Source organism: Streptomyces sp. GS7 (assembly GCF_009834125.1).
Taxonomy (GTDB): Bacteria; Actinomycetota; Actinomycetes; order Streptomycetales; family Streptomycetaceae; genus Streptomyces.
On sequence record NZ_CP047146.1, the window covers coordinates 5,939,970 to 5,963,764 of the forward strand.

At 70.6% G+C, this 23,795-nt stretch carries 22 protein-coding genes; 13 read left to right on the top strand and 9 right to left on the bottom strand.

Going from position 1 to position 23,795, the window contains the following annotated elements:
* Positions 1 to 14: 14 nt before the first annotated feature.
* Positions 15 to 1,070, bottom strand: a complete 1,056-nt coding sequence (locus tag GR130_RS25900) for an Lrp/AsnC family transcriptional regulator (RefSeq protein WP_201304999.1) — start codon at positions 1,068 to 1,070, stop codon at positions 15 to 17.
* A gap of 144 nt (positions 1,071 to 1,214) precedes the next feature.
* Between GR130_RS25900 and GR130_RS25905 the strand changes: the two genes are divergently transcribed.
* The 3 genes from GR130_RS25905 (at position 1,215) to GR130_RS25915 (ending at position 3,727) form a co-directional block, all read left to right on the top strand.
* Entirely contained in the window at positions 1,215 to 2,453 is a 1,239-nt protein-coding gene (locus tag GR130_RS25905) for a M20 metallopeptidase family protein (protein WP_159506944.1), read from the top strand.
* Positions 2,454 to 2,567: 114 nt separating this feature from the next.
* Entirely contained in the window at positions 2,568 to 3,131 is a 564-nt protein-coding gene (locus GR130_RS25910; RefSeq protein ID WP_159506945.1) for a GNAT family N-acetyltransferase, read from the top strand.
* A 155-nt stretch (positions 3,132 to 3,286) separates the two neighbouring features.
* Entirely contained in the window at positions 3,287 to 3,727 is a 441-nt protein-coding gene (locus GR130_RS25915; protein ID WP_236573491.1) for a thiol-disulfide oxidoreductase DCC family protein, read from the top strand.
* A gap of 77 nt (positions 3,728 to 3,804) precedes the next feature.
* Here GR130_RS25915 and GR130_RS25920 read toward each other — a convergent pair whose 3' ends face one another.
* Positions 3,805 to 4,614, bottom strand: a complete 810-nt coding sequence (locus GR130_RS25920; RefSeq protein WP_159506946.1) for a LysR family substrate-binding domain-containing protein — start codon at positions 4,612 to 4,614, stop codon at positions 3,805 to 3,807.
* Between the two features lie 58 nt (positions 4,615 to 4,672).
* Here GR130_RS25920 and GR130_RS25925 point away from each other — a divergent pair, with 58 nt between their 5' ends.
* On the top strand, positions 4,673 to 5,056 hold the full coding sequence (locus GR130_RS25925) for a DUF5997 family protein (RefSeq protein ID WP_159506947.1): 384 nt from the start codon (positions 4,673 to 4,675) through the stop codon (positions 5,054 to 5,056).
* A gap of 306 nt (positions 5,057 to 5,362) precedes the next feature.
* Positions 5,363 to 6,415, top strand: coding sequence for a chitinase (locus GR130_RS25930; RefSeq protein ID WP_159510218.1), 1,053 nt, complete (start codon positions 5,363 to 5,365; stop codon positions 6,413 to 6,415).
* A 114-nt stretch (positions 6,416 to 6,529) separates the two neighbouring features.
* Here GR130_RS25930 and GR130_RS25935 read toward each other — a convergent pair whose 3' ends face one another.
* From GR130_RS25935 to GR130_RS25945, 3 genes are all read right to left on the bottom strand, one after another.
* Positions 6,530 to 6,820, bottom strand: coding sequence for a hypothetical protein (locus tag GR130_RS25935; protein ID WP_159506948.1), 291 nt, complete (start codon positions 6,818 to 6,820; stop codon positions 6,530 to 6,532).
* On the bottom strand, positions 6,817 to 7,497 hold the full coding sequence (locus GR130_RS25940; RefSeq protein WP_328707567.1) for a ParA family protein: 681 nt from the start codon (positions 7,495 to 7,497) through the stop codon (positions 6,817 to 6,819). The genes GR130_RS25935 and GR130_RS25940 overlap by 4 nt, the downstream gene beginning before the upstream one ends.
* A gap of 303 nt (positions 7,498 to 7,800) precedes the next feature.
* A complete protein-coding gene (locus tag GR130_RS25945; RefSeq protein ID WP_159506949.1) occupies positions 7,801 to 8,223 on the bottom strand; it encodes a YjbQ family protein in 423 nt (140 codons plus the stop codon).
* Between the two features lie 730 nt (positions 8,224 to 8,953).
* Here GR130_RS25945 and GR130_RS25950 point away from each other — a divergent pair.
* Together GR130_RS25950 and GR130_RS25955 are read left to right on the top strand one after the other, a co-directional pair.
* Positions 8,954 to 9,124 carry a hypothetical protein gene (locus tag GR130_RS25950; protein WP_159506950.1) on the top strand — a complete coding sequence of 57 codons (171 nt, stop codon included), beginning with the start codon at positions 8,954 to 8,956 and terminating at the stop codon, positions 9,122 to 9,124.
* Positions 9,125 to 10,204: 1,080 nt separating this feature from the next.
* Entirely contained in the window at positions 10,205 to 10,474 is a 270-nt protein-coding gene (locus GR130_RS25955; protein WP_159506951.1) for a hypothetical protein, read from the top strand.
* Positions 10,475 to 11,372: 898 nt separating this feature from the next.
* On the opposite strand, the gene GR130_RS25960 is transcribed toward GR130_RS25955, so the two are convergent.
* A complete protein-coding gene (locus tag GR130_RS25960) occupies positions 11,373 to 12,146 on the bottom strand; it encodes a cutinase family protein (RefSeq protein WP_159506952.1) in 774 nt (257 codons plus the stop codon).
* 2,184 nt (positions 12,147 to 14,330) lie between these two features.
* Here GR130_RS25960 and GR130_RS25965 point away from each other — a divergent pair.
* The 3 genes from GR130_RS25965 (at position 14,331) to GR130_RS25975 (ending at position 16,923) form a co-directional block, all read left to right on the top strand.
* Positions 14,331 to 15,292 (top strand): IS5 family transposase gene (locus GR130_RS25965; protein WP_443043638.1). Its coding sequence is split into 2 segments (ribosomal slippage): positions 14,331 to 14,718 and positions 14,718 to 15,292, totalling 963 coding nucleotides; the frame shifts between segments, so codons are not numbered across the junction.
* Between the two features lie 169 nt (positions 15,293 to 15,461).
* Complete coding sequence (locus tag GR130_RS40930; RefSeq protein ID WP_236573494.1) at positions 15,462 to 15,716, top strand: hypothetical protein; 255 nt, start codon at positions 15,462 to 15,464, stop codon at positions 15,714 to 15,716.
* Position 15,717: 1 nt separating this feature from the next.
* A complete protein-coding gene (locus GR130_RS25975; protein WP_159506953.1) occupies positions 15,718 to 16,923 on the top strand; it encodes an LLM class flavin-dependent oxidoreductase in 1,206 nt (401 codons plus the stop codon).
* Between the two features lie 105 nt (positions 16,924 to 17,028).
* Here GR130_RS25975 and GR130_RS25980 read toward each other — a convergent pair whose 3' ends face one another.
* The 3 genes from GR130_RS25980 to GR130_RS25990 form a co-directional block, all read right to left on the bottom strand.
* Complete coding sequence (locus GR130_RS25980) at positions 17,029 to 18,198, bottom strand: adenosine deaminase (RefSeq protein ID WP_159506954.1); 1,170 nt, start codon at positions 18,196 to 18,198, stop codon at positions 17,029 to 17,031.
* Between the two features lie 66 nt (positions 18,199 to 18,264).
* Positions 18,265 to 19,011: a GntR family transcriptional regulator gene (locus GR130_RS25985; protein ID WP_159506955.1), complete on the bottom strand. Its 747-nt coding sequence runs from the start codon at positions 19,009 to 19,011 to the stop codon at positions 18,265 to 18,267.
* 201 nt (positions 19,012 to 19,212) lie between these two features.
* Positions 19,213 to 20,589, bottom strand: a complete 1,377-nt coding sequence (locus GR130_RS25990; protein ID WP_159506956.1) for an MFS transporter — start codon at positions 20,587 to 20,589, stop codon at positions 19,213 to 19,215.
* 166 nt (positions 20,590 to 20,755) lie between these two features.
* Here GR130_RS25990 and GR130_RS25995 point away from each other — a divergent pair, with 166 nt between their 5' ends.
* The 3 genes from GR130_RS25995 to GR130_RS26005 are packed head-to-tail and all read left to right on the top strand — an operon-like array spanning position 20,756 to position 23,705.
* Complete coding sequence (locus tag GR130_RS25995; RefSeq protein ID WP_159506957.1) at positions 20,756 to 21,556, top strand: (Fe-S)-binding protein; 801 nt, start codon at positions 20,756 to 20,758, stop codon at positions 21,554 to 21,556.
* Positions 21,553 to 23,061, top strand: a complete 1,509-nt coding sequence (locus tag GR130_RS26000; protein ID WP_159506958.1) for a lactate utilization protein B — start codon at positions 21,553 to 21,555, stop codon at positions 23,059 to 23,061. The genes GR130_RS25995 and GR130_RS26000 overlap by 4 nt, the downstream gene beginning before the upstream one ends.
* A complete protein-coding gene (locus GR130_RS26005; protein ID WP_159506959.1) occupies positions 23,058 to 23,705 on the top strand; it encodes a LutC/YkgG family protein in 648 nt (215 codons plus the stop codon). The genes GR130_RS26000 and GR130_RS26005 overlap by 4 nt, the downstream gene beginning before the upstream one ends.
* The last annotated feature ends 90 nt before the right edge of the window (positions 23,706 to 23,795 follow it).

Here is a 23,795-nt window from a genome sequence, read left to right on the forward strand (position 1 = left end):
CTCGCACGAGCCGGTCAGCCGCTGCCGGGTACGCCGGCCCGTCGCGTGCTCCAGCCGTCGATCGGGACCGTACCGAGCCGGTAGCCGTGCTCGTCCAGGAGATGGCCGCTCAGCTTCATCGGCCACAGGGCGACGGCGCGGTCGCCGATGACGATGCCCGGCACCTTCTCGGTGACCCGGCTCTCCAGCCGCTGGATGTCGTCGACCGACCGCACCCACGCGATGATCAGCAGGTTGTGCCGGCCGGTGATGCCGGCGCAGAGCCGGATGTCGCTCATGCCCGCGATACCGCGGGCCGCCCGCTCGACGGTGTCCGCCGGGACACCGGCCCACAGCACGGCGGCGACCGGGCGCTTCGACAGCGGGCGGGCGATCTCGCAGCGGGCGTGCACGGCACCCTCGTCGAGCAGGCGCCGGGTCCGTCTGCGCACGGTGTCGACGCTCGCCCCGCAGCGCTCGGCGAGAGCGGTGTAGGGAGCCCGTCCGTCCGCGGAGAGCGCGACGATGATCCGGCGGTCCAGATCGGTCAGGGTGAGGGGGCCGGGCCGGTGGCCGCGGGACGGCTGGTCCGCGGCGAGCCGGGCGACCTGAGCGGGACGCAGCGAGCGCAGGCGCCAGCGGCTGCCCTCGGCGTAGATGGCGCCCGCCAGGTGGATCCGGCGGGCCGTGACGCCGGGCAGGGCGCCCAGCACGGTCGTGGACCAGTACGAGAGGGCGGCCAGGTCGGTGGTCATGACGGTGAGCAGCAGGTCGCGGTCGCCGGTGACGTGCTCGACGGTCGAGACCACCGGCTGCCGCGTCAACTGCTCGGCCACCTCCAGCAGTCGGCCGTTGGCGCAGTCGACCTCGACGAACGCCAGGCAGCCGTGCCCGGACACGGCCAGCGCCGGCCCGGGATAGCAGCTGATCCACGCCGCGCCCTGTTCGGTGAGCCGGCTCCAGCGGCGGGCGAGGGTGACCGCGTCCAGTCCGAGGACCCCGGCGATCCGGGCCCAGCTGGCCCGGGGGCTGATCTGCAGAGCGTGGACGAGGGACGAGTCCACCTCGTCCAGTCCGCCGAAATCCTGCACCGGGGCGTCCTCTCTGCGTTTTTCCGGCGTTTTCTGGTCGCGACGCGCGCGGCAGCTTCAGCGTAGGGGCATGCGCAGGCGGACCGCGGACGGGTGCGCAGGCCGGACCGCAGCCGGGCCGGCAGGCCAGGATCGGAGAGACGGATGTCGGTAACGGGAACAACGGGCACGGAGTCGTCACTGCTGGCGGACGCAGAAGAGATCCAGGAGGAGCTGGTCGCGCTGCGGCGGGCCCTGCACCGGGAGCCCGAGCTGGGGCTGGAGTTGCCCCGTACACAGGAGCGGGTCCTCACGGCGCTGGACGGCCTGCCGTTGGAGATCACCCTCGGCAAGGGGCTCAGCTCCGTGACCGCGGTACTGCGCGGCGGCGAACCGGGAGGAGCGGTGCTGCTGCGGGCGGACATGGACGCGCTGCCGGTGCAGGAGGCGTCCGGTGTCGCATACGCCTCGCAGCAGGCCGGGCGGATGCACGCATGTGGCCACGATCTGCACACGGCCGGCCTGGTGGGGGCCGCCAGGCTGCTCTGCGAGCGGCGGGCGCAGCTCCGGGGCGATGTGGTGTTCATGTTCCAGCCCGGCGAGGAGGGGCACAACGGGGCCGCCGAGATGATCGCGGAGGGCGTGCTGGAGGCGGCCGGGAAGCCGCTGGACGCCGCGTACGCGCTCCATGTCGCCGCCAACCAGGTGCCGCAGGGCATGGTGGCCAGCCGCCCCGGCACGGTGATGACCGCGTCGGATGTGCTGAAGGTGACGGTACGGGGGCGCGGCGGCCACGGTTCGGCCCCGCACTCCGCGCTCGACCCGGTGCCGGTGGCCTGCGAGATGGTCACGGCCATCCAGGGCTGGACCTCCCGCACCTTCGACATCTTCGACCCGGTGGTGGTCTCCGTGGGCAGTCTGCACGCCGGGGCGCAGCACAACGTCATTCCGGAGACCGCCGTCTTGGAGGCGACCGTCCGCAGCTATTCGGCGGCCAACCAGGAGCGGCTGGCCGAGGGGCTGCCGCGGCTGGTACGCGGTATCGCCGCGGCGCACGGCCTGGAGGCCGAGGTCGACTACCGGGTGATGTATCCCGTCACCGTCAACGAGCCGGCGGAGACCGCGTTCGCGCTGGAGGCGGCGCGGGCGCTGCTCGGCGACGCACACGTCTGGCTGGCCCCGCGGCCGCACAGCGGCTCGGAGGACTTCTCGCTCGTACTGGCGCAGGTGCCCGGTGCGATGCTGCTGGTGGGCGCCGTCCCCGAGGGGACCGATCCCGCGACGGCTCCGATGAACCACTCCCCCGAGGCGGTGTTCGACGACGCCGTGCTGGCTCGGCAGGCCGCGCTGCTGGCGACGTTGGCGGCGCAACGACTGGACCGCGGAACACTCGCCGCCCAGTAGCGCCCACCCGACATCGCGGGCCCACCGGACACCGCACGGAACACACGGGGCCGGGCCGCGGCCCGTCCCGTAAATCGGCTGGCGCGGGCGCGCTCCCGTGCCGAGGATCACCGCATGGCTCCCACGGACCCGTTCCTCACCACAGCGCGCCTCGCCCTGCGTCCCTTCGCCGACACGGAGGCCGACCTGGACCTCGTCGTGGCACTCGACAGCGATCCGGAGGTGATGCGGTACATCACCGGAGGCCGCCCGATGACACGGACCGAGATCCGCGCCGAGTCCTTCGCGCGGATGCTGCACGGCGGTTTCTGGGCGACCCATCTGCGGGAGACCGGCGAGTTCCTCGGCTGGCACTGCCTCCGCCCCGACACCGACGGCCCGACGGCCTCCGCCGACCTCGGCTACCGGCTGCGGAAGGCGGCGTGGCGCAGGGGATTCGCCACGGAGGGGGCGCTCGCCCTGATAGCGAGGGGGTTCGGCGAGCTGGGCTTCGACCGGATCACCGCCAACACCATGTCCGTGAACACCGGCTCGCGCCGTGTCATGGAGAAGTGCGGCCTCACCTACGCCCGCACCTACTACGAGGAGTGGCCCTATCCGGTCGCGGGCGACGAGCACGGGGACGTGGAGTACGTACTGACCCGCGAGGAGTGGTCGGCCCGCCGGCAGGCCGGGTAGGGCCTGTCCGACGGGCCGGGGTCGGACAGGCCCTGACCCGACGAGTCCCCCAGGGCGGCCCCTCGGCGCCACTGCCCACCGATCACCCCGATCACCCCACCCTCCCCATCACCACCGGATACGGTCGCGACACGCGTGCGCGACACCATGGAGGCATGAGGACGATGACGCCCACGACGGCCGCGCGGCCGCCGACGCCCGCGCGGAGCGACCCCGTCCTCGTCTACGACGGCGACTGCGGCTTCTGCACCACCGCGGTCGCCTTCGCCGAGCGGCACCTCCGCCCCCGCTGCCGGGTCACGGCGTGGCAGTTCGCGGATCTGGACGCGCTCGGGATCACCGAGCAGCGGTCGGAGTACGAAGTGCTCTGGGTCACTCCGACGGGAACCGTGTACGGCGGCGCCCAGGCCGTCGCCAGGCTGCTGCTGCGCACCGGCGGCCCATGGGCCGTCGTGGGCGCCGTACTCACCCTGCCTCCGGTGCGCTGGCTCGCCCACGGCGCCTACCGGCTCATCGCCCGCAACCGCCACCGCATGCCCGGCGGCACCCCGGCCTGCGCCCTGCCCTCCAACAACAGGCCCACTCCCCCGAGTTGACCGTCCACGGCCCCGCCCCACCGACGACGCGGACGCCCCGGACGACCACCTACCGGCTACCGGCTACCGGCTACCGGCTACCGGCGGGGCTTCCCCCGCTTGCCGCCGCCTCCCTTGGAGCCGCCGGCTCCCCGCCGCGCACCCCCGGTCGCCCTGCCCGCCGACTTACCGACCGGCTTGCCCGCCGCCTTCCCGGTCGACCTGCCGCCCGTGGGCTTGCGCCCCCCACCGCTCTTCTCGGGGCGCTTGTCCTTCTGCTCCGCCGATGCGGCCGGTCGGCGGCCTCGGGTGCTGTTGACCGTCCGCCCGCGGACGATCCCGATGAAGTCCTCCACCAGATCGGTGGTCCCGTCCTCCCGCCACGACAGCGCGACCCGCGATTCCGGGGTACCCGTGACCGGCCGGTAGGTGAGGTCCCGCCGGTGGTGCAGGCGGGCGAGCGACTGCGGGACGACCAGCAGTCCCACCCCCGCCGCCACCAGCTCGATGGCGTCCGCCGTCGTGGCGGGCCGCTCGATCGCCGGCCGGCCCGGCGGACACTCCCAGTCGAGCGTGTCGTCGAGGGGGTGCAGCACGATGTCGTCGGCAAGATCCTCGGCGGTGACCTCGTCGGCCGCGGCCACGAGGTGGTCCTTCGGGACCACGACCACCGTCGTCTCGGTGTAGAGGGGGATGGCGCTGAGGTCCGTCCGGTCGGTCGGCAACCGCAGCAGACCCGCGTCGGCACCCCCGTCCCGCAGCGCATCGGCCGCTTCGGCGGCGGACACCTGCACGAGATGCAGCGGGACGTCGGGCAGGCGCTCGTTCCAGATCCGCACCCACTTGGCGGGCGTCACTCCCGGGACGTACGCGAGCCGGAACGAAGGGGATGCTTCCGAGCCTGTCACCCCGCCAGGTTACCGGCCGTGGTCAGCGACCGCGCACACGCTCGATACCCTGGACAGCATGAAGTCGCACCAGACCGCCCAGACGATGAAGCCCGCCACCGCGGCGAAGAAGCTGGGTGTGTACCTCGAAGCCACCCCCGCCGAGTTCCGGGACGGCGTCGTCTCGCGTACCGAGCTCAACGCCCTTCAGACGGATCCGCCCGAGTGGCTGCGGGAGCTGCGACGCAACGGCCCGCACCCCCGGCCGGTGGTCGCGGCGAAGCTGGGCGTCTCCATCTCCGGTCTCGCCCGCGGCGGGATCACCGAGGCCCTCACCACGGAGCAGATCGACGCCCTGAAGGCGGAGGACCCCGAGTGGCTCCAGAAGGAGCGCGCCACCCAGGCCGAGGTCCGCAAGGAAGCCTCGCGCATCAAGGAGAAGAACAAGAAGAAGGACGCGTAACGAGCCGACGCGCCCCCTGAGCCCGGCCGGGCCCCACCGACCGCACGGCCGGCCTCACCCGCTGTAACCCACCGCAACACCCAAGCCGACACCCCCACCCCCCGCGCCCGCTACCCCTCCCCCGCCTCCTCCCTCCCACCCACCCCAACCAGTTTGGTCCACACCTATTGACCATAGGTATGGACCAACTTACGGTGTGGCGCATCACCACCCGCTCCGGGACGAGGCCGGCCCCGCCATCCGCCGAACTCCCGCATGCCGCACTCCTCGTGACGTCCCGTCACGAAGTGAAGGGAGCACCGCGTGATCGGTCGTCGGACAGCGCGTCTACTGAGGATCGGCCTGGCAGCGGCCTGCGTTCTGCCCCTGCTGGGCGCCGGGAGCCCGAGCGCTCCCCGGAGCGACACCTGCGCCACGAAGGCGCGCCCCTCCGGGAAGGTCCTCCAAGGGTATTGGGAGAACTGGGACGGCGCGGCGAACGGCGTCCACCCGCCCTTCGGCTGGACCCCGATCACCGACGCCCGTATCCGCGATCACGGATACAACGTCCTCAACACCGCGTTCCCCGTCATCCGCTCGGACGGCACGGCGCTGTGGGAGGACGGAATGGACGCCACGGTCAAGGTGCCGACCCCGGCCGAGATGTGCCAGGCCAAGAGCGACGGCCTCACGCTCCTGATGTCCATCGGCGGCGCCTCGGCCGGCATCGACCTCAACTCCACGGCCGTGGCCGACCGTTTCGTGGAGACCATCGTGCCGATCCTCAAGAAGTACAACTTCGACGGGATCGACATCGACATCGAAACCGGCCTCACCGGCAGCGGGAACATCAACCAGCCGTCCCCCTCCCAGACCAACCTCGTACGCATCATCGACGGCGTCCTCGCCCAGATGCCCCCGGGCTTCGGCCTGACGATGGCCCCCGAGACGGCCTATGTCACCGGCGGCAGCGTCACCTACGGATCGATCTGGGGCGCGTACCTGCCCGTCATCAGGAAGTACGCGGACAACGGCCGCCTCTGGTGGCTGAACATGCAGTACTACAACGGCAGCATGTACGGCTGCTCGGGCGACTCGTACCAGGCCGGCACGGTCGAGGGCTTCACCGCGCAGACGACCTGCCTCGACAAGGGCCTGACCGTCCAGGGCACCACGATCAGGGTCCCCTACGACCAGCAGGTCCCAGGCATCCCCGCCCAACCAGGCGCCGGGGGCGGCTACATGACACCGGACCTGGTCACCCAGGCATGGAACACCTACAACAGTGGCTTGAAGGGCCTGATGACCTGGTCCCTGAACTGGGACGGCTCCAAGAACTGGACCTTCGGCGACAACGTCAAAGCTCTGCAGGGGCGTTGAGGACCGGAGTTGAGGACTGCCGGCGTGGCCGACGCCCGTCGCCTGAGTGCGGCACCGCCGCAGCGCCCTGACGACTGCCTCAGGCAGGGCCGCCCTGCCATGCGAGCCACCTGGTCAGCGACCCGAATCCGGAACCTCGCGCGGGACGGACGCAGCCTGGTCTCCGGGCCGAGCCACCCAGCCGGCGGTGGCGGCCAGGGTACGCAGGACGGTCGCGCCGGCGAGCACGACCGAGGAGACCGGCCGTACCATCCATCGCGTCAGGTCGCCTCGCAGGTCGGGATCGAGCTCGACGGTCACCCGGATGTACCTGCTCTTCAGCCTGGCGACTTTGGTGGACCGGGGTGCCGAGACATCCTGCTCGCGCCGCAATGCGGCGCGGTAGCTGTCCTTGCGCTGGCTCATGCCTCGTCCTGACGCTTCATCAGTTCCTCCGCGAAGTCCATGTACGCCGAACCCTTGGCCTGGACCGGGCTCCCGAAAGACTGGGCGTAGAGGTCGAGCCGCGCGATCTGGGTGTCCAGCACGTCGAAACCCCGCTCGGTGAGTGCCTCGCGGGCGTCCGCATCGGGCCCGGTGCGCGTGGCGTCGGGACGGTTGGTGCGATTGAGCAGGACCGCCGAGCGAGCCGGCTCGGCACGCAGGGACTGCACGTCCGCCATCTCGCCACGGATGGGTGCCATCCGGTCCAGTTCGATGGGGGCGGGGGTCACGGGCACGATCCACTCGCCGGCGTACCTCATGATGCTGCGGGCGATGCGGGGATGGTCCTCCAGCTGGGGCGCGTCGAGCACGACGGCCTGCCGGTTGCCGAGGAAGTCGTTCACGCGACGGTGGACGTCCCCCACCGGCAGGGCGATCACCGGAAACGGAAAGCCACTGGCCAGCTCGCTCCAGCGCAGCGCGGAAGCGGCCGGGTCACCGTCGACCAGCAGCGGCGACATACCCGACTCATGAAGCGCGTGGGCCAGCCACACAGCACTCGTCGTCTTTCCGACGCCGGGCTTGAGGTTCACAAACGCACAGCTCAACGGCACAAGAACTGACAATAACGGGCGCGATCGTCCAGTTTCGGTCGCCACGAGGGCGTGGCTTCGTGGTTCACCCGCAAGCAGTGAGAAACGATCGGCTCACCCAGGAGACGGCGACCCGCAAGCCTGAAGGGCAACGCCCCCTCGAACGCGCGCTCGCTCCTCGCATCAGACGCCGGAACTCGGCGTGGCCGCACACGTGCGGGCGCTGGACCCGTCTCAGCCGATGAAGCCAACGATGCCGGGCAGCGGTCGAGCCCGCGTGACTCGCGGGTGACGCACTGACCAGTTGAATCTGGCCTTCGTCATCAGAACGGCCTCGACTTCGCCCATAACCCTCGCGGTCAAAGCTCTTCAGCCCAGGAAGCTCAACCGCACCCGACGGTTGGCATTATCGATGTTGGTGTCCACCAGACACACCGACTGCCAGGTGCCAAGGGCGAGTTCGCCCCCGATCACCGGGAGCGTGGCATGCGGAGGCACGAGCGCGGGAAGGACGTGGTCACGACCGTGACCGGGACTGCCGTGCTTGTGTCGCCAACGGTCATCCGCCGGAAGCAGATCGTGGAGGGCGGACAACAGGTCTTCGTCACTGCCCGCTCCGGTCTCCAGGAGCGCCACGCCCATAGTGGCGTGAGGCGCGAAGACGTTCAGCAGTCCGTCCCGGCCCTGGGCGACGCCCCGCAAGAAGGACTCGCACTCTCGCGTCAGGTCGTAGACCGTCTCCTGTGACCCGGTCCTGACGTCGATCTCCCGTGTCGCGAAGCTTTCAGCCATGGGTTGATCTTCCCAGAGCGGACCAGCACAACCTGATACCCACGCGGCTCCGCGGGGCCCCGCAGGTGCGCCGACACCACGGTCCTGACACCAGGAGCTGACGCCACCCAGTACGAATTCGTCGCACCTGCCATGCAGACAGCTTCACCGTCAATCCCCGCGAGAGTCGATGGCGCCGGCTCGGTCGTTCGTTGCCGCGCCCACCAGGGAGCCGCTGTTGTCCACGGCCGCCGTGGACACTTCCCTGGCCGCCCGGGACCGACGGAATCCCTTCGGGATCACGGACAGGACGGAAGTCAGGTCACGCCGTGCCCCTTGGCGCCGCTCTGGGAGTCCACGTGGAACCCGCTCCCGGACCAACCGGCCGTGTTCAGTGATGCCACGGGTCTCTCGTCCCGCTCACCGGCCACCAAGGGCCACACTCAGTCGCTTACACCGGCATCGACCGGGACCCGCGACAAACACCCGCAGGGTCGAACAAGCTGCCTTTGTGGCCAATCCCCCTCGGCCAGCCCCCCGCCGGGGCTCTCTCATGCCCGTAAGCAACCCCTGAGCCCCGCGAGGGGGGCCGCATCGCCAACGGGAGCGCAGCTGAGGGTGTGTGCGATTCACGCGAACGGACCAGCCTTTTGACGGCAACATCCGCCAAACGGGTACCTTTGTGTGAATGCGTAGCCCCTAGCGCGCCTTTCTGCAGGTGCCGCTGAATTCCGCCAAGGAGGAACAAGCCATGACGCGTCTTCGCCGAATAACGACCATCGCGGCGGCAAGTGCACTCCTCACCCTTGGGCTCATCGCGCCCGCCCATGCGCAGCCCCTCAGGGACGACGGGCACCATCACCATCACCACCACGCCCACGACCACTGCCTCCCCATCATCGGCTGCCCCATCTCCCTCTAGAGCGATCGCGGAGAAGTAACCAGTTCGCAGGTGTCCCGCTCTGCGGCATTACGTCTGGCGGTTTTCATCTGCCGACCAGGCGCGACACGTCAGCGCCACAGGAGCGCAAACCACGCAGTAGATGAAGCTCGACACCAGCCCCGACGGCAGCGGGCACCTGATGTGCTGCCGGGCGTTTTCCTAGCGAACCGCGTTTTGTGGGGCCGAGAGGCGCACCAACAACCTGAAGGCCGAAACGCCGTGCATGATGTGCGGTGAGAGGCCGGGGACCAAGTCCTTCTCTTTCTGAACCGAGGAGGAGAAGGAAGGGAACGGGCCAGCCTGCCTACCTCCGACCCGCGCGGCGCCGCCAGATACGGCGAAGGGCCCGGACGGAACACTGTCCGTCCGGGCCCCTGCCCTTCGCTACCGGCCGGTGCCGTCGCCCAGCGAACCCTCCGGCAGCCCAGGAATGGGAATCGCGGAATCACCAGGAACGTGATTGCGGCTAGGCACGCCGCCCCGCAACGCCACCGACTCGTCATGGATTTCGCGGGCCCCGATCACCACGGCGCCACTTCGTCGCGTACGCGATGCGGGCCATGGACCCGAACGACCCATCGCACCAAGGGGACTCCAACAGGCGCTCCGCCCGCAGCGCCGACTCCACAGGGGGTCGAACCCGCGCTTCCCCTTCACGTGGCGCACCATGCCTGGTTCTGGGACCACTCCGGGCCCGGCCCGGTTGGGCTGTAGCGTTGCTGGTTGTTCCAGTGGCGTCCGCTGAATCCCTCGCGGTGGCCCATTTCTCCGCGCGCTATGCGGATCACATCGGCGTCCTCACCCAAGCCGCCCTCCTTGTTCTGCTGCCTGGAACGGTGCTGCTGGGACTACCCGGCAGGGCCGTTCGTACGGTTCATCGAGTCGAGTGAAAAGACCGAAGAAAACACTGCTCGGACGGGTGACGCCCCGACACTTTGATATGAGCGCAGCGGTTGGGGAATGCGGCAGTGCGTAGCGAGCGCCCGCGGACTGGGTGCTCCGGAGGTGCGAGCTTCGTACCTTCGCCGTTGAGCGCAACTGCCGGAAGGGATATGGATCGTGAAGATCTCAAAGGCCGCTGCGAGTGTCGCCGGAGTCGCGCTGGCTCTGGGAGCAGCGTCCCCGGCACTTGCCGCTCCCGCAGCCAGCGGTAACGACAAGCCGCTGCTGGACAGCAACACGGTCAGCAAGTCCACCGTGACGAAGCCCGGGGACATCGTCGACATCAAGGCGATCGTCAACGGGGTGGACAAGGTCGCCAAGAGCCTGGCTACGAAGAACGACCTCGCCTCCAAGACCAACGCCCTTGGCGGCGCCGCAACCCGCTGATCGTCGGCAGGTGAACGTTTGGCGCCCCGCCGCCCGGGGCGCCAAACCCATTTCAGAACCCGAAAAAATCGCCATGGCCTTGAGGACGCGACGCCTTACAGCCGCTGGACACAGGCGCACACAATGAACCTTTCTCGGTGACGTTTCGGGACTCTTGGTGAACTTCCCGGGAGTGCAGGCTCGCTCACGCTCGGGCTGTTGGAGGTGGTCGTCTTCGGGCCCACATTCGCGCTCGGGGGCGGGATCGCGGTAGGGCTCATGGCCTGGTTTGAAGCTCCCATCGGCGTCGAATCCGCCCCCGGCCCCCGTGACCTGCTGAACACATGCCGTAAGACCGTGCTCATGCAGCTACTCATATTCGGGTCGTTGTTCGGACTCTTGTCCAGGTTTGGGGGCTGGCTCACCGTCAAACTTCTGCACGGTTCCCTGTGGGGCATCCCGCTCGTATGGGGCCCCGTACTTGCCCTCGGGAACGGGGTTCCTCTGCGCGTTCGGGGCCGGGGCCGGAGCCGTGCTCAGTCTGACCGCTTGGGGTCAGTGGGTGGCCCTCGCGCACATCTGGCTGCCGCTGACCGGACGGCTTCCATGGAGGGTGATGACGTTTCTGGAAGACGCCCACCAACGAGGTGTACTGCGCCAGACCGGCGGGGTCTACCAGTTCCGCCACACTCGACTCCGAGATCACCTCGCCCGTTCGTCAGGACTCCGCGATCGGTGAGGCGCCGGTTCGGAAGAGACTGTCGGCGGAGGAGCGAAAGCGACCAACCGCCGGACCGGGACGCGCAGTTCCGGTGCATCACACCCGGGGCCGGGCCGGGGACGGACAGGCGCGACCCGGCAGCCCGGCCCTCGTCCGACGTGAGGTCGGCCGAGGGCCTGGCTGGGAGGCGGTGCGGGACTACGAGTTGGGCGCGTACCAGAAGATCCCGTTCTGGCCGTCCTTGGTCAGGGTGTCGAATACGATGCCGCCTTCCCGCAAGTAACGCGGGTGCTGGGAAAGGAAACCGGGAACCGAGAACAGCGAAGTCGCGTCGCACGCAAGGTCGCTGTGGATGCAGTAGCGCGCGACGGGGATGCCCGCGAAGTCGGCTGGTCCCGGCCCGGTCGACGTGAAACCGAACGCACTCCAGCCCCGGGGCACCCGGCTCCAGATCCCGGTGTCCGGCTGCCGCGGATCGGCGTAGAGCTTGCCCTCCACCTGCGACCTCGGGATGTCGGTCCGGTTCTCGGCGATCGCCTGCAGGACCTGGTCGGCTGCCTGCGCCCCCTGCGAGTAGCCGACGATCGTGTAGCGCGCGTCCGGATCGGCCTTATGGACCGACTCGACCTTGGCCAGCAAGTTGTCGTAGCCCTGACGTTCACTGTCGTCGTAGCTCAGAGCACCGATGCCCGGGATGGCACTGTTGCCGGCCTGCCATGGTCCTGCGCTGGCCGCGTAGCAGACCGGGACGATCACGTTGTCCCGGTTCCCGGCGAGTGCCTGGTTGGCGAAACCGTAGCTGTGCGTGCACGTCGGGACCGGCTCCGAGCCGCCGGTGCCGCCAATCTCTATGTAGTAGTGCTTCCCTGAGTCGGCGTGAGCCACGGCGGGCGGCAGCCCGCCCGTCAGCGCCAGTAATGCCGCGCAGGCTGCAGCCCGCGCTGTGGACCTGCGAAGACGTGCGGAAAACATCGTTTCTCTTCCTCTCCTGCTGACGCTCCGTCACCCGGCACTGCGAAGGCCCCACGCGGTGGGGTTGTCGGTGCCGGACACGCTGTGGTGTTCCGTTGGTGTTGGATCCCTACGACTTCGGCCACCGGGTACTCCGGGCTGGGGGATTGACCGGCAGATCTATCAGGGCAGGGCTCCCCAGCCGTCTGCTCGACGGGGCGCTGCTCCCCCAGCCCTGGCCGCGGCCTGGCGGTCGGTGCCTGCTCCGCGCGGGTCGCCTAGCGGCGCACGGTGGTTGCGAACAGAATGAAGCCGCCCTGAGCGCGGTGCGGACGCAAGCGCGCCTGATCGCCCAACGGCCCCGCAGCACGTTGTGTTGCCGTTGCCTCTCGGCCGGGAACCAGGCGAGGGCGGAGAGGTGGTGAACAGGTGGGCGTTGACAGGACCGCCTCGGCCCGCGGGCGGAGGACCGGCACCCGCCAGGTCACGCAAAGGCCCGATCAACTTCCTTATGAGCACGGTGCGTTCGCCCCAATCGCGGGCGACGAACTCATCCCCTGGCACGGTTCTGTCGCGACGCGGCAGGCGTGCGGCCAGAACGCCCGACTCCAGCACGGCCCCCACACCCACCCACTGCCCATGGTGGACAACCCGCCCTACCCCAGGTAGGCGTAACCCCGCTCGCGACCTTCTCGTGCGACCGCTCTCATCCACACGCCCCCCATGCCATGACGAATCACCGCGAACAACCAGTATCACCGCGCGGCCCATCGGCATCCACACATCCATGTGCAGTTCGTGCCAAGAACGTGTACGCAAACCACGAACCACGTCGGATCCAGCCACCGGTCCCCGACGCGGCGTCAGGTCGAGGCCGAGATGACGCAGGACGCGGCATCACGAAGCGCCACGACAGGTTACCGGGAAAGGTTCAATGGGGGTCCTTCTTGGCTCGGGCTTGGAGAAGGGGCGCCGATCTCCCGGTCCCAGGAATCGTCGGGCGGGGCCGGGGAATCGTCGGGGCGTTGCCGGCCTGCGCGTCCACCAAGGTTGGCCCCTCGGGCTCATGACGCCGCCGGCGCTGATCACTGCCCTTCGGGGCAGACCCCAGCACGGTCCACCCCAACTGAGCGAGATGACGGAACTTCGCGTGCTGGCCCGGACGAGTGGTCTCTCAGCACTCCGGGAAACCCCAGTCGTTCCAGTTGACATGACCATTCGTAACTCAATGACTGCGCTTGTGGTCAGCGCGGTCGCCGTCGGTGCCGGAGTTGTCGCAGCCAGCCCCGCCGAGGCAGGCGGCATCATCGGGGCCCTCTCCCCGGCCTTCAACCACGCATGCGCCAACGCACACACAGCCACGCGTGCGACGGGCCACACATCCCATGGCACCGGAACGCTCGGAGGGAGCCGCGCCGCCACGCCCGTCGTCAACGCTCGTAAACGGTGCGGTGGAGCGGATGTTGCCCTGACGGAAAAGCGCCGTTTGGCCACAAGGGGCAAACGCGTCAATCCATGCCTCCTCGTGACTGCCGTTCAGTGCACGACCCGTGAGATGGGATCCCTCTCGGGCGATCTGTTCCTGACGTCCTGACGACCTGGCGTCACGGGCAAAGTTGGTGACTTGCTCTCGAAGCCCCGTGCGTCTCGAAGACGGCGGCAGCGGCCGCCACGGCCTCCGCATGGACAGCCTCCCCCGCCGAGCCGCCGCGCCTTGGGTGGAGGCGGGAGGGGTGTTCGCCACTCTGGTCAATGCTGTGGCAACAAAGGTCCAGCAGCCGAGATGAGGTTTGACCCCGTTCGGGGGCGGCGCTACGTTCGGGGGCATGTCTTCGTCGGTTCTGCTCACTACGCGCGGTCATGTCGACCTGCTGCGGGTGGCCTCCGCCGCGTGTTGTTGCGGCTGCTGCTGACGTTTCTGATGTTGCCGATGGGCTGACGCGGTTTCGGCCCGTGAGGGGTGGGCGGGCAGGCTGTTCGGTGCCTTGCCCTGGCTCCGCGTTTCGGGGTTGAGCCCGATGTTTGTTTGTTTCGGGTTCCGACCGGGGTTTCTTTCGGGGGCTGCCGGCGATGGGGCCTTGGTTCCCCTGGGCGGTGTGGGACCCGTACGCGTCACAGGCCATCTATCAGGCCGGCACCTAGGGCGTTTCTGATGGCTCTTGCTGGGGTGGGTGGATCAGTGCTCCGGCTGGGCAGGTGCGTTCTATGGTGCGGCGACATGAGCTGACGGACGCGCAGTGGCAGAAGATCGAGGCTTTACTGCCTGCCAATGGCAGGCCCGGCGGGCAGTGGGCCGATCACCGCAGGGTGATCAACGGGGTGCTGTTTCGGGCCCGTACCGGTGTTCCCTGGCCGGACCTGCCCGAACGGTACGGCCCCTGGCAGACCGTTTACGAGCGGCACCGTCGCTGGTCAGCGGACGGAACCTGGCAGCAGATCCTGACCGAGTTACAGATCGAGGCCGATGCCACCGATCCCGACGGGGCCCTGGCCAAGGACGTCGAGAAGGAAAGTGTGCGGCGCCGGCGGGAATGGGCGGTGAACATCGACTCCACGTCCTGCCGGGCCCACCAGCACGCAGCCGGTGCCCGCCACAGGCCGCCGCGGGACTTTCCGCAAAAGGGGGCGGTTCGCGTGTGGAAGGCGATGGGCGTGAGGCGTTGGGACGCTCACGAGGCGGGCTGACCAGCAAAGTCCATCTGCTGGCCGACGACCGGGCCCGCCCGCTGACTTGGCGGACCTCTCCAGGCCAGCGGGGCGACAGCCCTATGTTCATCCCTGTGCTGGAGGGGCTGCGGATCCGGCGGCGCGGACCGGGCCGACCCCGCAGTCGACCGGATCGCGTCCGCGGTGACAAGGCGTACTCCAGCTACGACAACCGTGCTTATCTGCGACGGCGGGGGATCAAGGCGACCATCGCCCAGCCCGATGACCAGCGGGCCAAGCGCCGGCGGAAGGGCCGGGCCGGCGGACGTCCTCCGGCCTTCGACAAGGCCCAGTACCGCCGCCGCAGTGCCGTCGAACGGTGCGTCAGCAAGTGGAAGCAGTACCGCGCAGTGGCCAGCAGGTACGACAAGCGTGACTACATCTTCAACGGCACCCTGGCCGTTGCAGCGATCGTCATCTGGCTCCGCGACACCGTCCAAGAGCCATCAGAAACGCCCTAGAGGGCGGGCTGACGATGGGTCAGGGGAACGTCGGCGGAGTGGGTTTGCGGGTCGCCGCGCCCGCCGCCCTGGACGACACGAAGAAGTCGGCGGCGCTGAAGGACTGCACGAAACGGTTGCGGCGGGCTCAGGGCTGGGTGTTCCGGCACCCGGACGGGTGGGCGGAGGCATGGGCGAAGGCGACCGGGCTGCCGGGCTGCCGGGGAAGACGGCACGGGACGCGGTCCGGCGCACCCACGGGGCAGCGGTGACGGTCGCCGTGGACCGGGCCGCCCTCGCCTCCGAGCAGCGGATCGTGGACACGTTCGCGGCGCTGGCGCTGATTCCGCGCGCCTGCGACTTCGCGGAGTTCGTCAACCCCCGCATCAACGGTGGCCTGCCGCCTTCGAGCACGGCACCGCGTACCTACGGAAAGGCTCGGTGACATGTCCGTACACCTGCATTGGTTTCTGTCGACCGGCGGCGACGGGCGGACGCTCGTCGACCGGCACGCGTACACCGACGGGGGCATCCGGCGGGATCGCATCACCGCGGTACGCGGGGTACGGGCCCCGGACGTCGAGTACCTGGCCCAAATAGCCAATGCCGCCGAGCAGTTGGGGTTCGAGGCGGTGCTCACGCCGACCGGGACGTGGTGCGAGGACGCCTGGCTGACGACGATGGCGCTGACCCAGGTCACCGAGCGGCTGAAGTTCCTGGTCGCGTTCCGGCCCGGGGTCGTCTCGCCGGTGCTGGCGGCGCAGATGGCCGCCACGTACCAGCGGATCTCGCGGGGACGGCTGCTGCTGAATGTGGTGACCGGTGGTGACGCCACCGAGCAGAAGCGGTTCGGGGATCATCTTGACCATGATCGGCGGTATGCCCGTACGGATGAGTTTCTGCAGGTCGTACGGGGGGTGTGGGGCGGCACGCCGTTCGACTTCCGGGGTGGGCACTACCAGGTCGAGGGCGGGCTGACGGCGCTGCCGCCGGATCCGCTGCCGGAGATCTTCTTCGGGGGGTCGTCCGCCGCGGCCGGTCCGGTGGCGGCCCGGAACGTGGATGTGTATCTGACCTGGGGGGAGCCGCCTGTGCAGGTGCGGCGGAAGATCGACTGGATTCGCGGGCTGGCGGAGCGGGAGGGGCGGACGGTCCGGTTCGGGATCCGGCTGCACACCATCTCCCGGGACGCGTCGAAGGAGGCATGGGCGACCGCCGACCGGCTGCTGGACGATCTCGATCCGGACACCGTGGCCGCCGCCCAACAGGCGCTGCGCAGGAGCGAGTCGGTGGGTCAGCAGCGGATGCTGGCGCTGCACGGCGGCTCGCGCGACCGGCTGGAGATCTCGCCCAACCTGTGGGCGGGGGTCGGGCTGGTACGCGGCGGGGCGGGCACCGCGCTGGTCGGCAGCCATGCCGAGGTGGCCGACCGGATCGAGGAGTACCACGCGCTGGGGATCGAGCACTTCGTGCTGTCCGGATACCCGCACCTGGAGGAGGCGTACTGGTTCGGGGAGGGCGTACGGCCGGAACTCGCCGCTCGCGGGCTGGTGGACGCCGGGCCGTCGCCGCCGGCGGGCGTCCCGGCCGCGAGCGGACGGCCGGTGTCCGACCCGGTGGGCGCCTCCGTCGTGCCCGGCGGCCCGGCCTGAGGCGGCGCGCCGCGGTGGCGGCGCCGGGCTCCGGAGCGGGGCGATTCCTGGACGGCCTGGACGAACCGGACGGCCCGGACCGCTCCGGATCCCGGTCGGCGCCGGTCAGGCCGCCGCGGTGCCGGAGGCGTCCGCTACGGGGACCCGGCTCAGTTCCCAGGCGCGGAGCTGGGCGTATCCGGGGCGGATGACCTCGTTGAGGAGGGCGGCCCGCTCGTCGAAGGGCAGGAAGGCGGACTTCACCGCGTTGACGGTGAATTCCTCCAGCTCCGCCGCGCCGTAGCCGAACGTGTCGCGCAGGTGCTGGAACTCCTGGGTCATCGTGGTGCCGCTGACCAGGCGGTTGTCGGTGTTGAGGCAGACGCGGAAGCCGAGCCGGCGGAGCAGGTCGACGGGGTGCTCCGGATAGCTGGTGGCGGCTCCGGTCTGGAGGTTGGAGGTCGGGCAGACCTCCAGGGCGATCCGCATGTCGCGCACGTAGGAGGCCAGGCGTCCCAGAGTGACCTGGCCGTCGGCGCCGATCGCGATGTCGTCGGTGATGCGGACGCCGTGGCCGATGCGGTGGGCGCCGCAGCGCAGTACCGCCTCGTGGATGGACTCCATACCGACCGCCTCGCCGGCGTGCACGGTCACCCGGGCGCCCTGGCTGCGCAGGTAGTCGAAGGCCGCGGCGTGCCGGCTCGCGGGGTTGCCGATCTCGCCGCCCGCGATGTCGAAGCCGGCCACCCCGCGGTCGCGGTGGGCCACCGCCAGCTCGGCTATCTCCAGGGCGCGGTCGGCGTGCCGCATGGCGCACAGCAGGGTGCCGACGCGGATGCGGTGGCCGGCCGCCGCGGCCCGGCGTTCGCCCTCGCGGAAGCCCGCGTTGACCGCGTCGACGACGTCGTCGAGGGTCAGGCCGCCCGCCAGGTGCTGCTCGGGGGCGTAGCGCACCTCGGCGTAGACGACGCCGTCGGCGGCCAGGTCCTCGGCGCACTCGGCGGCGATACGGAACAACGCCCCGCCGGTCTGCATCACCGCGCAGGTGTGCGCGAAGGTCTCCAGGTAGCGCTCCAGAGAGCCGGAGTCCGCGGCGTCACGGAACCAGGCGGCCAGCGCGGCGGGGTCGGTGGTCGGCAGGTCGCGGTAGCCGATGGCCTCGGCCAGCTCGATGATCGTCTCCGGGCGGAGACCGCCGTCGAGGTGGTCGTGGAGCAGCACCTTGGGGGCGCGGCGGATCCGCTCGCCGTTCAGGGGGTGGGCGGACTGCCGGGGGAGCTTGTCAGACAACGTCATGGGGCGCGAGTATGACACGTCCCCGCCGTCGCGTCACCGAAGGGGTCATCGGGCCACCGGCCCCGTTCACCGCGCCTGCCACACCGGGAGGGCGGGCGCCCCTGGGGGCAGCATGTGCTTGGCGGCCAGCAGAGGGGTGCGGTCCAGCCGTACGACCTGGGTGACGAGGACTCCGGGGGTGTCGGCAGCGCGCCCCAGCTGCCGGCCGCGCTGCCGGCCGAGCGTGGTGGCCACGATGGTGCTGCTGCCGGTCAGCGGCAGCCCGCGCCCGGCCGACAGCAGCAGCCGCAGCATGGACGACGTGCGCCCCTCGGGCCCGTCGAACGCCGCGACGGCGTCCGGCAGCAGCTCCCCCACCGTCTCGTCCGCGGCCCACTCCTGGGTCAGGCAGGCGGGCATCCCGGCGACCTCGATCAGGCTCTCCCAGAAGCGCACCTCGCCGTTGGACGGCAGGACCAGATGCTGCGTGGAGAAGTCCGTCGGCTCCTCGCCGGTACGGGCCAGCGGCACGGTCACGGCCTGCCGCCCCTCCCCCAGCAGCTCCTCGACGGGCTTGAGGAACTCGAAGCCGCGCGGCGGGAGATGGTGGTTGACCGTGCGCCCCACCCCGCGCCGCACGTTGATCACGCCGTCCTCCTGGAGCAGGATCAGCGCCTCGCGCAGGGCGGGGCGGCTCACGCCCAGTTCGGCGGCGAGCCGGGGCTCGGTCGGGAGGGTGGAGCCCGGCGGGTAGGTGCCCGCGCGGACCGCCTCGACCATCCGCTCGTAGAGTGCGACGACCGGGCGTCGCCCCTGAGCTTGTCTGCCGGCCATATCCGTCTCCCGGGGTCCGTGGTCAGACCGGCCCGCGGCCGTCCGCGAGCCGCCTGCCGCCGTGCCGCACGGGTCGCATCCCGTGCGCAGGGCAGTTTCCCATCGACGGTGCGGTGCGGGCCAGCGCGAACGGACTCCTCGGCCGACTCCTTGTGCGGCTCCTTGCCCGACGATCTTGTCTGACAGGTTTGCGTCCGCGGGTTACTTCTCCAGTTCCCGGTGCGCGGTCTCCGGCAGCGTCAGGTAGACGCCGAAGGAGATCAGGCAGAGCACGGCGACGTACCAGGGGAAGAGGTCCGGGTGGCCGGACTGCTTGAACCAGGTGCCGACGTACGGGGCGGTGCCACCGAAGAGGGCGACGGTCAGGGAGTACGGGAAGCCGATGCCGGCGGCGCGTACCCGGGCGGGGAAGACCTCGGCGTTCACCGCGGCGGCGACCGCGGTGTAGCCGGTGAGCAGGACCATGCCCGCGCACTGCACCAGCAGGAGGGAGAGGAAGGCGCCGGTGACCAGGTGCAGCAGCGGAACGGCCAGCACGGCGAAGCCGAGGGCGAAGGCGAGCAGCAGCGGTTTGCGGCCGATACGGTCCGAGAGCATGCCGCCGAGCGGCTGGAGCAGGGCGAAGAAGACCAGGGAGAGGGTGCCGACGGTGAGCGAATCGGCCTTGTCGAAGCCCGCGTTGACCTGGGCGTAGGTCGGGAGGTAGGTGGTCCAGGTGTAGTACGCGAGGGTGCCGCCGGCGGTGATGCCGCAGATGAGGAGCGACTGGCGGGGGTGGCGGCGCAGGCCCTCGAAGAGGCCGGGGCGGGCGGCCTGCTGCTCGGCGGCCGAGGTCTGCACTGCGCTCGGGGTTCCGCCCGAGCGGGCGGAGCCCCGAGCGGGAACGGAGTCGAGCGCCGGGGAACGGGTCTCCTGGGCGCCGCTCCGGATCCAGAGTCCGAGCAGGCTCAGCAGCGCGCCGCCGAGAAAGGCGGCCCGCCAGCCCCACTGCCCCATCTGGCGCTCGGTGAGCAGTGCGGCGAGCAGCGCCCCGGTCCCGGAGGCGAGCAGCTGGCCGAGGGTCGTGGAGACGTACTGGAAGCTGGAGAACAGCCCGCGCCGTCCCGGACCCGCGGATTCCACGAGGAAGGTGGTGGAAGCGGCGAACTCCCCGCCTACGGAGAGCCCTTGGACGAGGCGGGCGATGACGAGCACGACCGGGGCGAGCACGCCGGTGGCCGCGTAGGTGGGGGTGAGGGCGACCAGCAGGCTGGCGCCGCCCATCAGCAGGATCGTCAGGGTCAGCGCGGCGCGCCGGCCGCGCCGGTCGGCGACCGCGCCCATCAGCAGTCCGCCGACCGGGCGCATGAAGAAGCCGACGGCGAAGACCGCGAAGGTCGACAGCAGCGGCACCAGTGAGTTGCCGGCTTCCTTGGGGAAGACCTGGTCGGCGAAGTAGACGGCCAGGAAGGAGTAGGCGTACCAGTCGTACCACTCGACGGCATTGCCGATGGAGGCGGCGGCCAGCTGCCGTATCGGCGACGGCGGGCGATCGCCGCGGGGCGCCCGGTCCTCGGTGATGGGCTGTGCACTCGACATGGTCCTCCGCTCCCGGTTCTTCTCCTCGGCCTCCCGCTGGGGCAGGATGATCCGACACGTGATCATGTACCGGTGAGGCGGGCCACCGCCAGGGGATTCGGCGGAGGCGGCGCGGCCGAAACACCGCCGCAAGAAAACGGCACGATGACGGCAAGGAGATCGCAACGTGCGGGTAGCACTGTTCGTCACCTGCATCAACGACACGCTCTATCCGCGGACGGGGCAGGCGGTGGTGACGCTGCTGGAGCGGCTGGGCGTCGAGGTGGACTTTCCCGGCGCCCAGAGCTGCTGCGGGCAGCCCCAGTTCAACACCGGCTACCGGCATGCCACCGAACCGCTGGTGCACCGCTTCGACCGGGCGTTCCGGGACTACGCGTACGTGGTCACCCCGTCCGGTTCCTGTGCCGCGATGGTGCGCGACAACTATCCGCGGATCGGGGCGAAGGCGGCCGCCGAGGGGCGTGGCCGGGAACTGGCCGACGCGGCGGCGCGGGCCGTGCCCAAGACGTACGAGCTCACCGAATTCCTGGTGGACGTGCTGAAGGTGACGGATGTGGGCGCGTACTACCCGCACACCGTCACCTATCACCCGACCTGTCACGGCCTGCGCATGCTGGGGCTGGGCGACCGGCCGCGGCGGCTGCTGGAGCACGTCAGGGGGCTGGAGCTGCGGGAGTTGCCGGGTGCCGAGGAGTGCTGCGGGTTCGGCGGCACGTTCGCGGTGAAGAATCCGGCGGTGTCGGCCGCGATGGGGGCCGACAAGGTCCGGGCGGTGGCCCGGACCGGCGCCTCGGCGGTCTGCACGGTCGACAACTCCTGTCTGATGCACATCGGGGGCACGCTGGCGCGGCAGGGTTCGCGGGTCCGTCCGGTGCACATCGCGGAGATCCTGGCCGCCACGGAGGACGGCGCGGAGGGCGGTGCCGTCCCCGGTGCGGTCGACGGCGCGGAAGGGGGCGCGCGATGAGCGGCACCTCTCTCGGGATGCCGGCGTTCCCGCGGGCCGCCGCGGTCTCCACCGGCGACAGCCGGCTGCGCGCCAATCTCACCCATGCCACCCACACCATCCGCGACAAGCGGGCCAGGGCCGTCGCCGAGCTGGACGACTGGGCACAACTGCGGGCCGCGGGCGCCGCGGTGAAGGACCGGACGCTGCGTCACCTCGACCACTACCTGGAGCGGTTGGAGGAGTCGGTGGTCGCCGCGGGCGGCCGGGTGCACTGGGCGGCGGACGCCGAGGAGGCCAACCGGATCGTCACCCGGCTGGTGCGGGAGACCGGTGAGCGCGAGGTCGTCAAGGTCAAGTCGATGGCCACGCAGGAGATCGGGCTGAACGAGGCGCTGGCCGAGGCCGGCATCCGGGCGTACGAGACAGACCTGGCCGAGCTGATCGTGCAGCTCGGGGACGATCTTCCGTCGCACATCCTGGTGCCGGCGATCCATCGCAACCGCTCCGAGATCCGGGACATCTTCCTTCGGGAGATGGGGAGTTGGGGACGTCCGGCGCCCGAGGGGCTGTCCGACTCCCCCGCCGAGCTCGCCGAGGCGGCCCGGCTGCACCTGCGGGAGAAGTTCCTGACGGCGAAGGTGGGGATCTCCGGGGCCAACTTCATGGTCGCCGAGTCCGGCACGCTGGTGGTCGTCGAGTCCGAGGGCAACGGCCGGATGTGCCTGACGCTGCCGGAGACGCTGATCTCCGTCGTCGGTATCGAGAAGACCGTGCCGACCTGGCAGGATCTGGAGATCTTCCTCCAGTTGCTGCCCCGTTCCTCGACGGCCGAGCGGATGAACCCGTACACCACCACCTGGACGGGGACCACGGACGGCGACGGGCCCCGGACCTTCCATCTCGTGCTGCTCGACAACGGGCGCACCGACACCCTCGCCGACACCGTGGGGCGGCAGGCGCTGCGCTGCATCCGCTGCTCGGCCTGCCTGAACGTCTGCCCGGTGTACGAGCGGGCCGGCGGGCATGCGTACGGTTCACCGTATCCGGGTCCGATCGGGGCCATTCTCACGCCTCAACTGCGGGGCATCGAGGGATCGTTGGAGGCGTCGCTGCCGTACGCCTCGTCGCTGTGCGGGGCGTGTTACGAGGTGTGCCCGGTCGCCATCGACATCCCCGAGGTCCTGGTGCACCTGCGGGAGCGGGTCGTCGAGGGCGGCCCGGTCACCCGGCGCGGCACCCGCACCGTCCTGAAGCCGGCCAGGGGCCATGCCGCGGAGCGGGCGGCGATGCGGGCCGCGGCCTGGGCGTTCGACCATCCCGGCGCGCTGCGCGGCGGGATGCGGCTGGCGTCCCGCACCCGGCGGCTGCATCCGCGGCGGTTGCCGGGGCCGGGGCGGGCCTGGTCCGACAGCCGTGAGCTGCCGGCGGTGGCGGCCGAGTCGTTCCGCGACTGGTGGCGGCGCACCCGTGGCGAGCAGCGCCCCGACGGGGCGTCGGGAGAAGGGCGAGGAGGCGTCAGATGAGCGGCCGGGACGTGGTGTTGGCGCGGATCCGGCGGGCGCTGGCCGATGTACCGCGCGGCGAGGGGCCGAGCGATCCACCGGTCGCCCGCGACTACCTGCGGGTGCACGGCTCGCGTACGGCCGGGCAGGACGTCGAGCTGCTCGCCGAGAACCTCGCGGACTACCGGGCGATCGTGCACCGCAGCGGCCCCGACGGACTGCCGGCGCTGATCGGCCGGCTGCTGGCCGAGCGCGGGGCGCGGTCGGTGGTGGTGCCGCCGGGGCTGGATCCGGGGTGGCTGGCCGCGGCCGAGGTGACGCGGGTGCCCGACCTGGCACCGAGCACGGCACGCGAACTGGACGCCGTGGACAGCGTGGTGACGGGGTGTGCGCTGGCGATCGCGGAGACCGGCACCCTCGTGCTGGACGCCGGGCCCGACCAGGGGCGGCGCCGGATCACCCTCGTCCCCGACCACCACATCTGCGTCGTGCGCGTCCCCGGCCAGGTCGTCGGCTCGGTCCCCGAGGCGCTGCCGCGACTGGCCCCCGACCGCCCGCTGACCTGGATCTCCGGACCGTCCGCGACCAGCGACATCGAACTGGACCGGGTGGAGGGGGTGCACGGTCCGCGGACGCTGGAGGTGGTGCTGCTGGCGGCCGGCTGACGGCCGCGGCGCGGAGGGTGACCCTGACGTTGGCAGGCATCCGGTGCGTACCAAACGGAGGTGTCTGGGTCGCCGCCGGGCGGGCCGCCA

Coding starts and splice junctions, on each gene's coding strand:
- GR130_RS25905 (WP_159506944.1), top strand. CDS start 1,215: ATGTCGGTAACGGGAACAACGGGCACGGAGTCGTCACTGCTGGCGGAC.
- GR130_RS25910 (WP_159506945.1), top strand. CDS start 2,568: ATGGCTCCCACGGACCCGTTCCTCACCACAGCGCGCCTCGCCCTGCGT.
- GR130_RS25915 (WP_236573491.1), top strand. CDS start 3,287: ATGAGGACGATGACGCCCACGACGGCCGCGCGGCCGCCGACGCCCGCG.
- GR130_RS25925 (WP_159506947.1), top strand. CDS start 4,673: ATGAAGTCGCACCAGACCGCCCAGACGATGAAGCCCGCCACCGCGGCG.
- GR130_RS25935 (WP_159506948.1), bottom strand. CDS start 6,820: ATGAGCCAGCGCAAGGACAGCTACCGCGCCGCATTGCGGCGCGAGCAG.
- GR130_RS25945 (WP_159506949.1), bottom strand. CDS start 8,223: ATGGCTGAAAGCTTCGCGACACGGGAGATCGACGTCAGGACCGGGTCA.
- GR130_RS25950 (WP_159506950.1), top strand. CDS start 8,954: ATGACGCGTCTTCGCCGAATAACGACCATCGCGGCGGCAAGTGCACTC.
- GR130_RS25960 (WP_159506952.1), bottom strand. CDS start 12,146: ATGTTTTCCGCACGTCTTCGCAGGTCCACAGCGCGGGCTGCAGCCTGC.
- GR130_RS40930 (WP_236573494.1), top strand. CDS start 15,462: ATGGGCGAAGGCGACCGGGCTGCCGGGCTGCCGGGGAAGACGGCACGG.
- GR130_RS25975 (WP_159506953.1), top strand. CDS start 15,718: ATGTCCGTACACCTGCATTGGTTTCTGTCGACCGGCGGCGACGGGCGG.
- GR130_RS25980 (WP_159506954.1), bottom strand. CDS start 18,198: ATGACGTTGTCTGACAAGCTCCCCCGGCAGTCCGCCCACCCCCTGAAC.
- GR130_RS25985 (WP_159506955.1), bottom strand. CDS start 19,011: ATGGCCGGCAGACAAGCTCAGGGGCGACGCCCGGTCGTCGCACTCTAC.
- GR130_RS25990 (WP_159506956.1), bottom strand. CDS start 20,589: ATGTCGAGTGCACAGCCCATCACCGAGGACCGGGCGCCCCGCGGCGAT.
- GR130_RS26000 (WP_159506958.1), top strand. CDS start 21,553: ATGAGCGGCACCTCTCTCGGGATGCCGGCGTTCCCGCGGGCCGCCGCG.
- GR130_RS26005 (WP_159506959.1), top strand. CDS start 23,058: ATGAGCGGCCGGGACGTGGTGTTGGCGCGGATCCGGCGGGCGCTGGCC.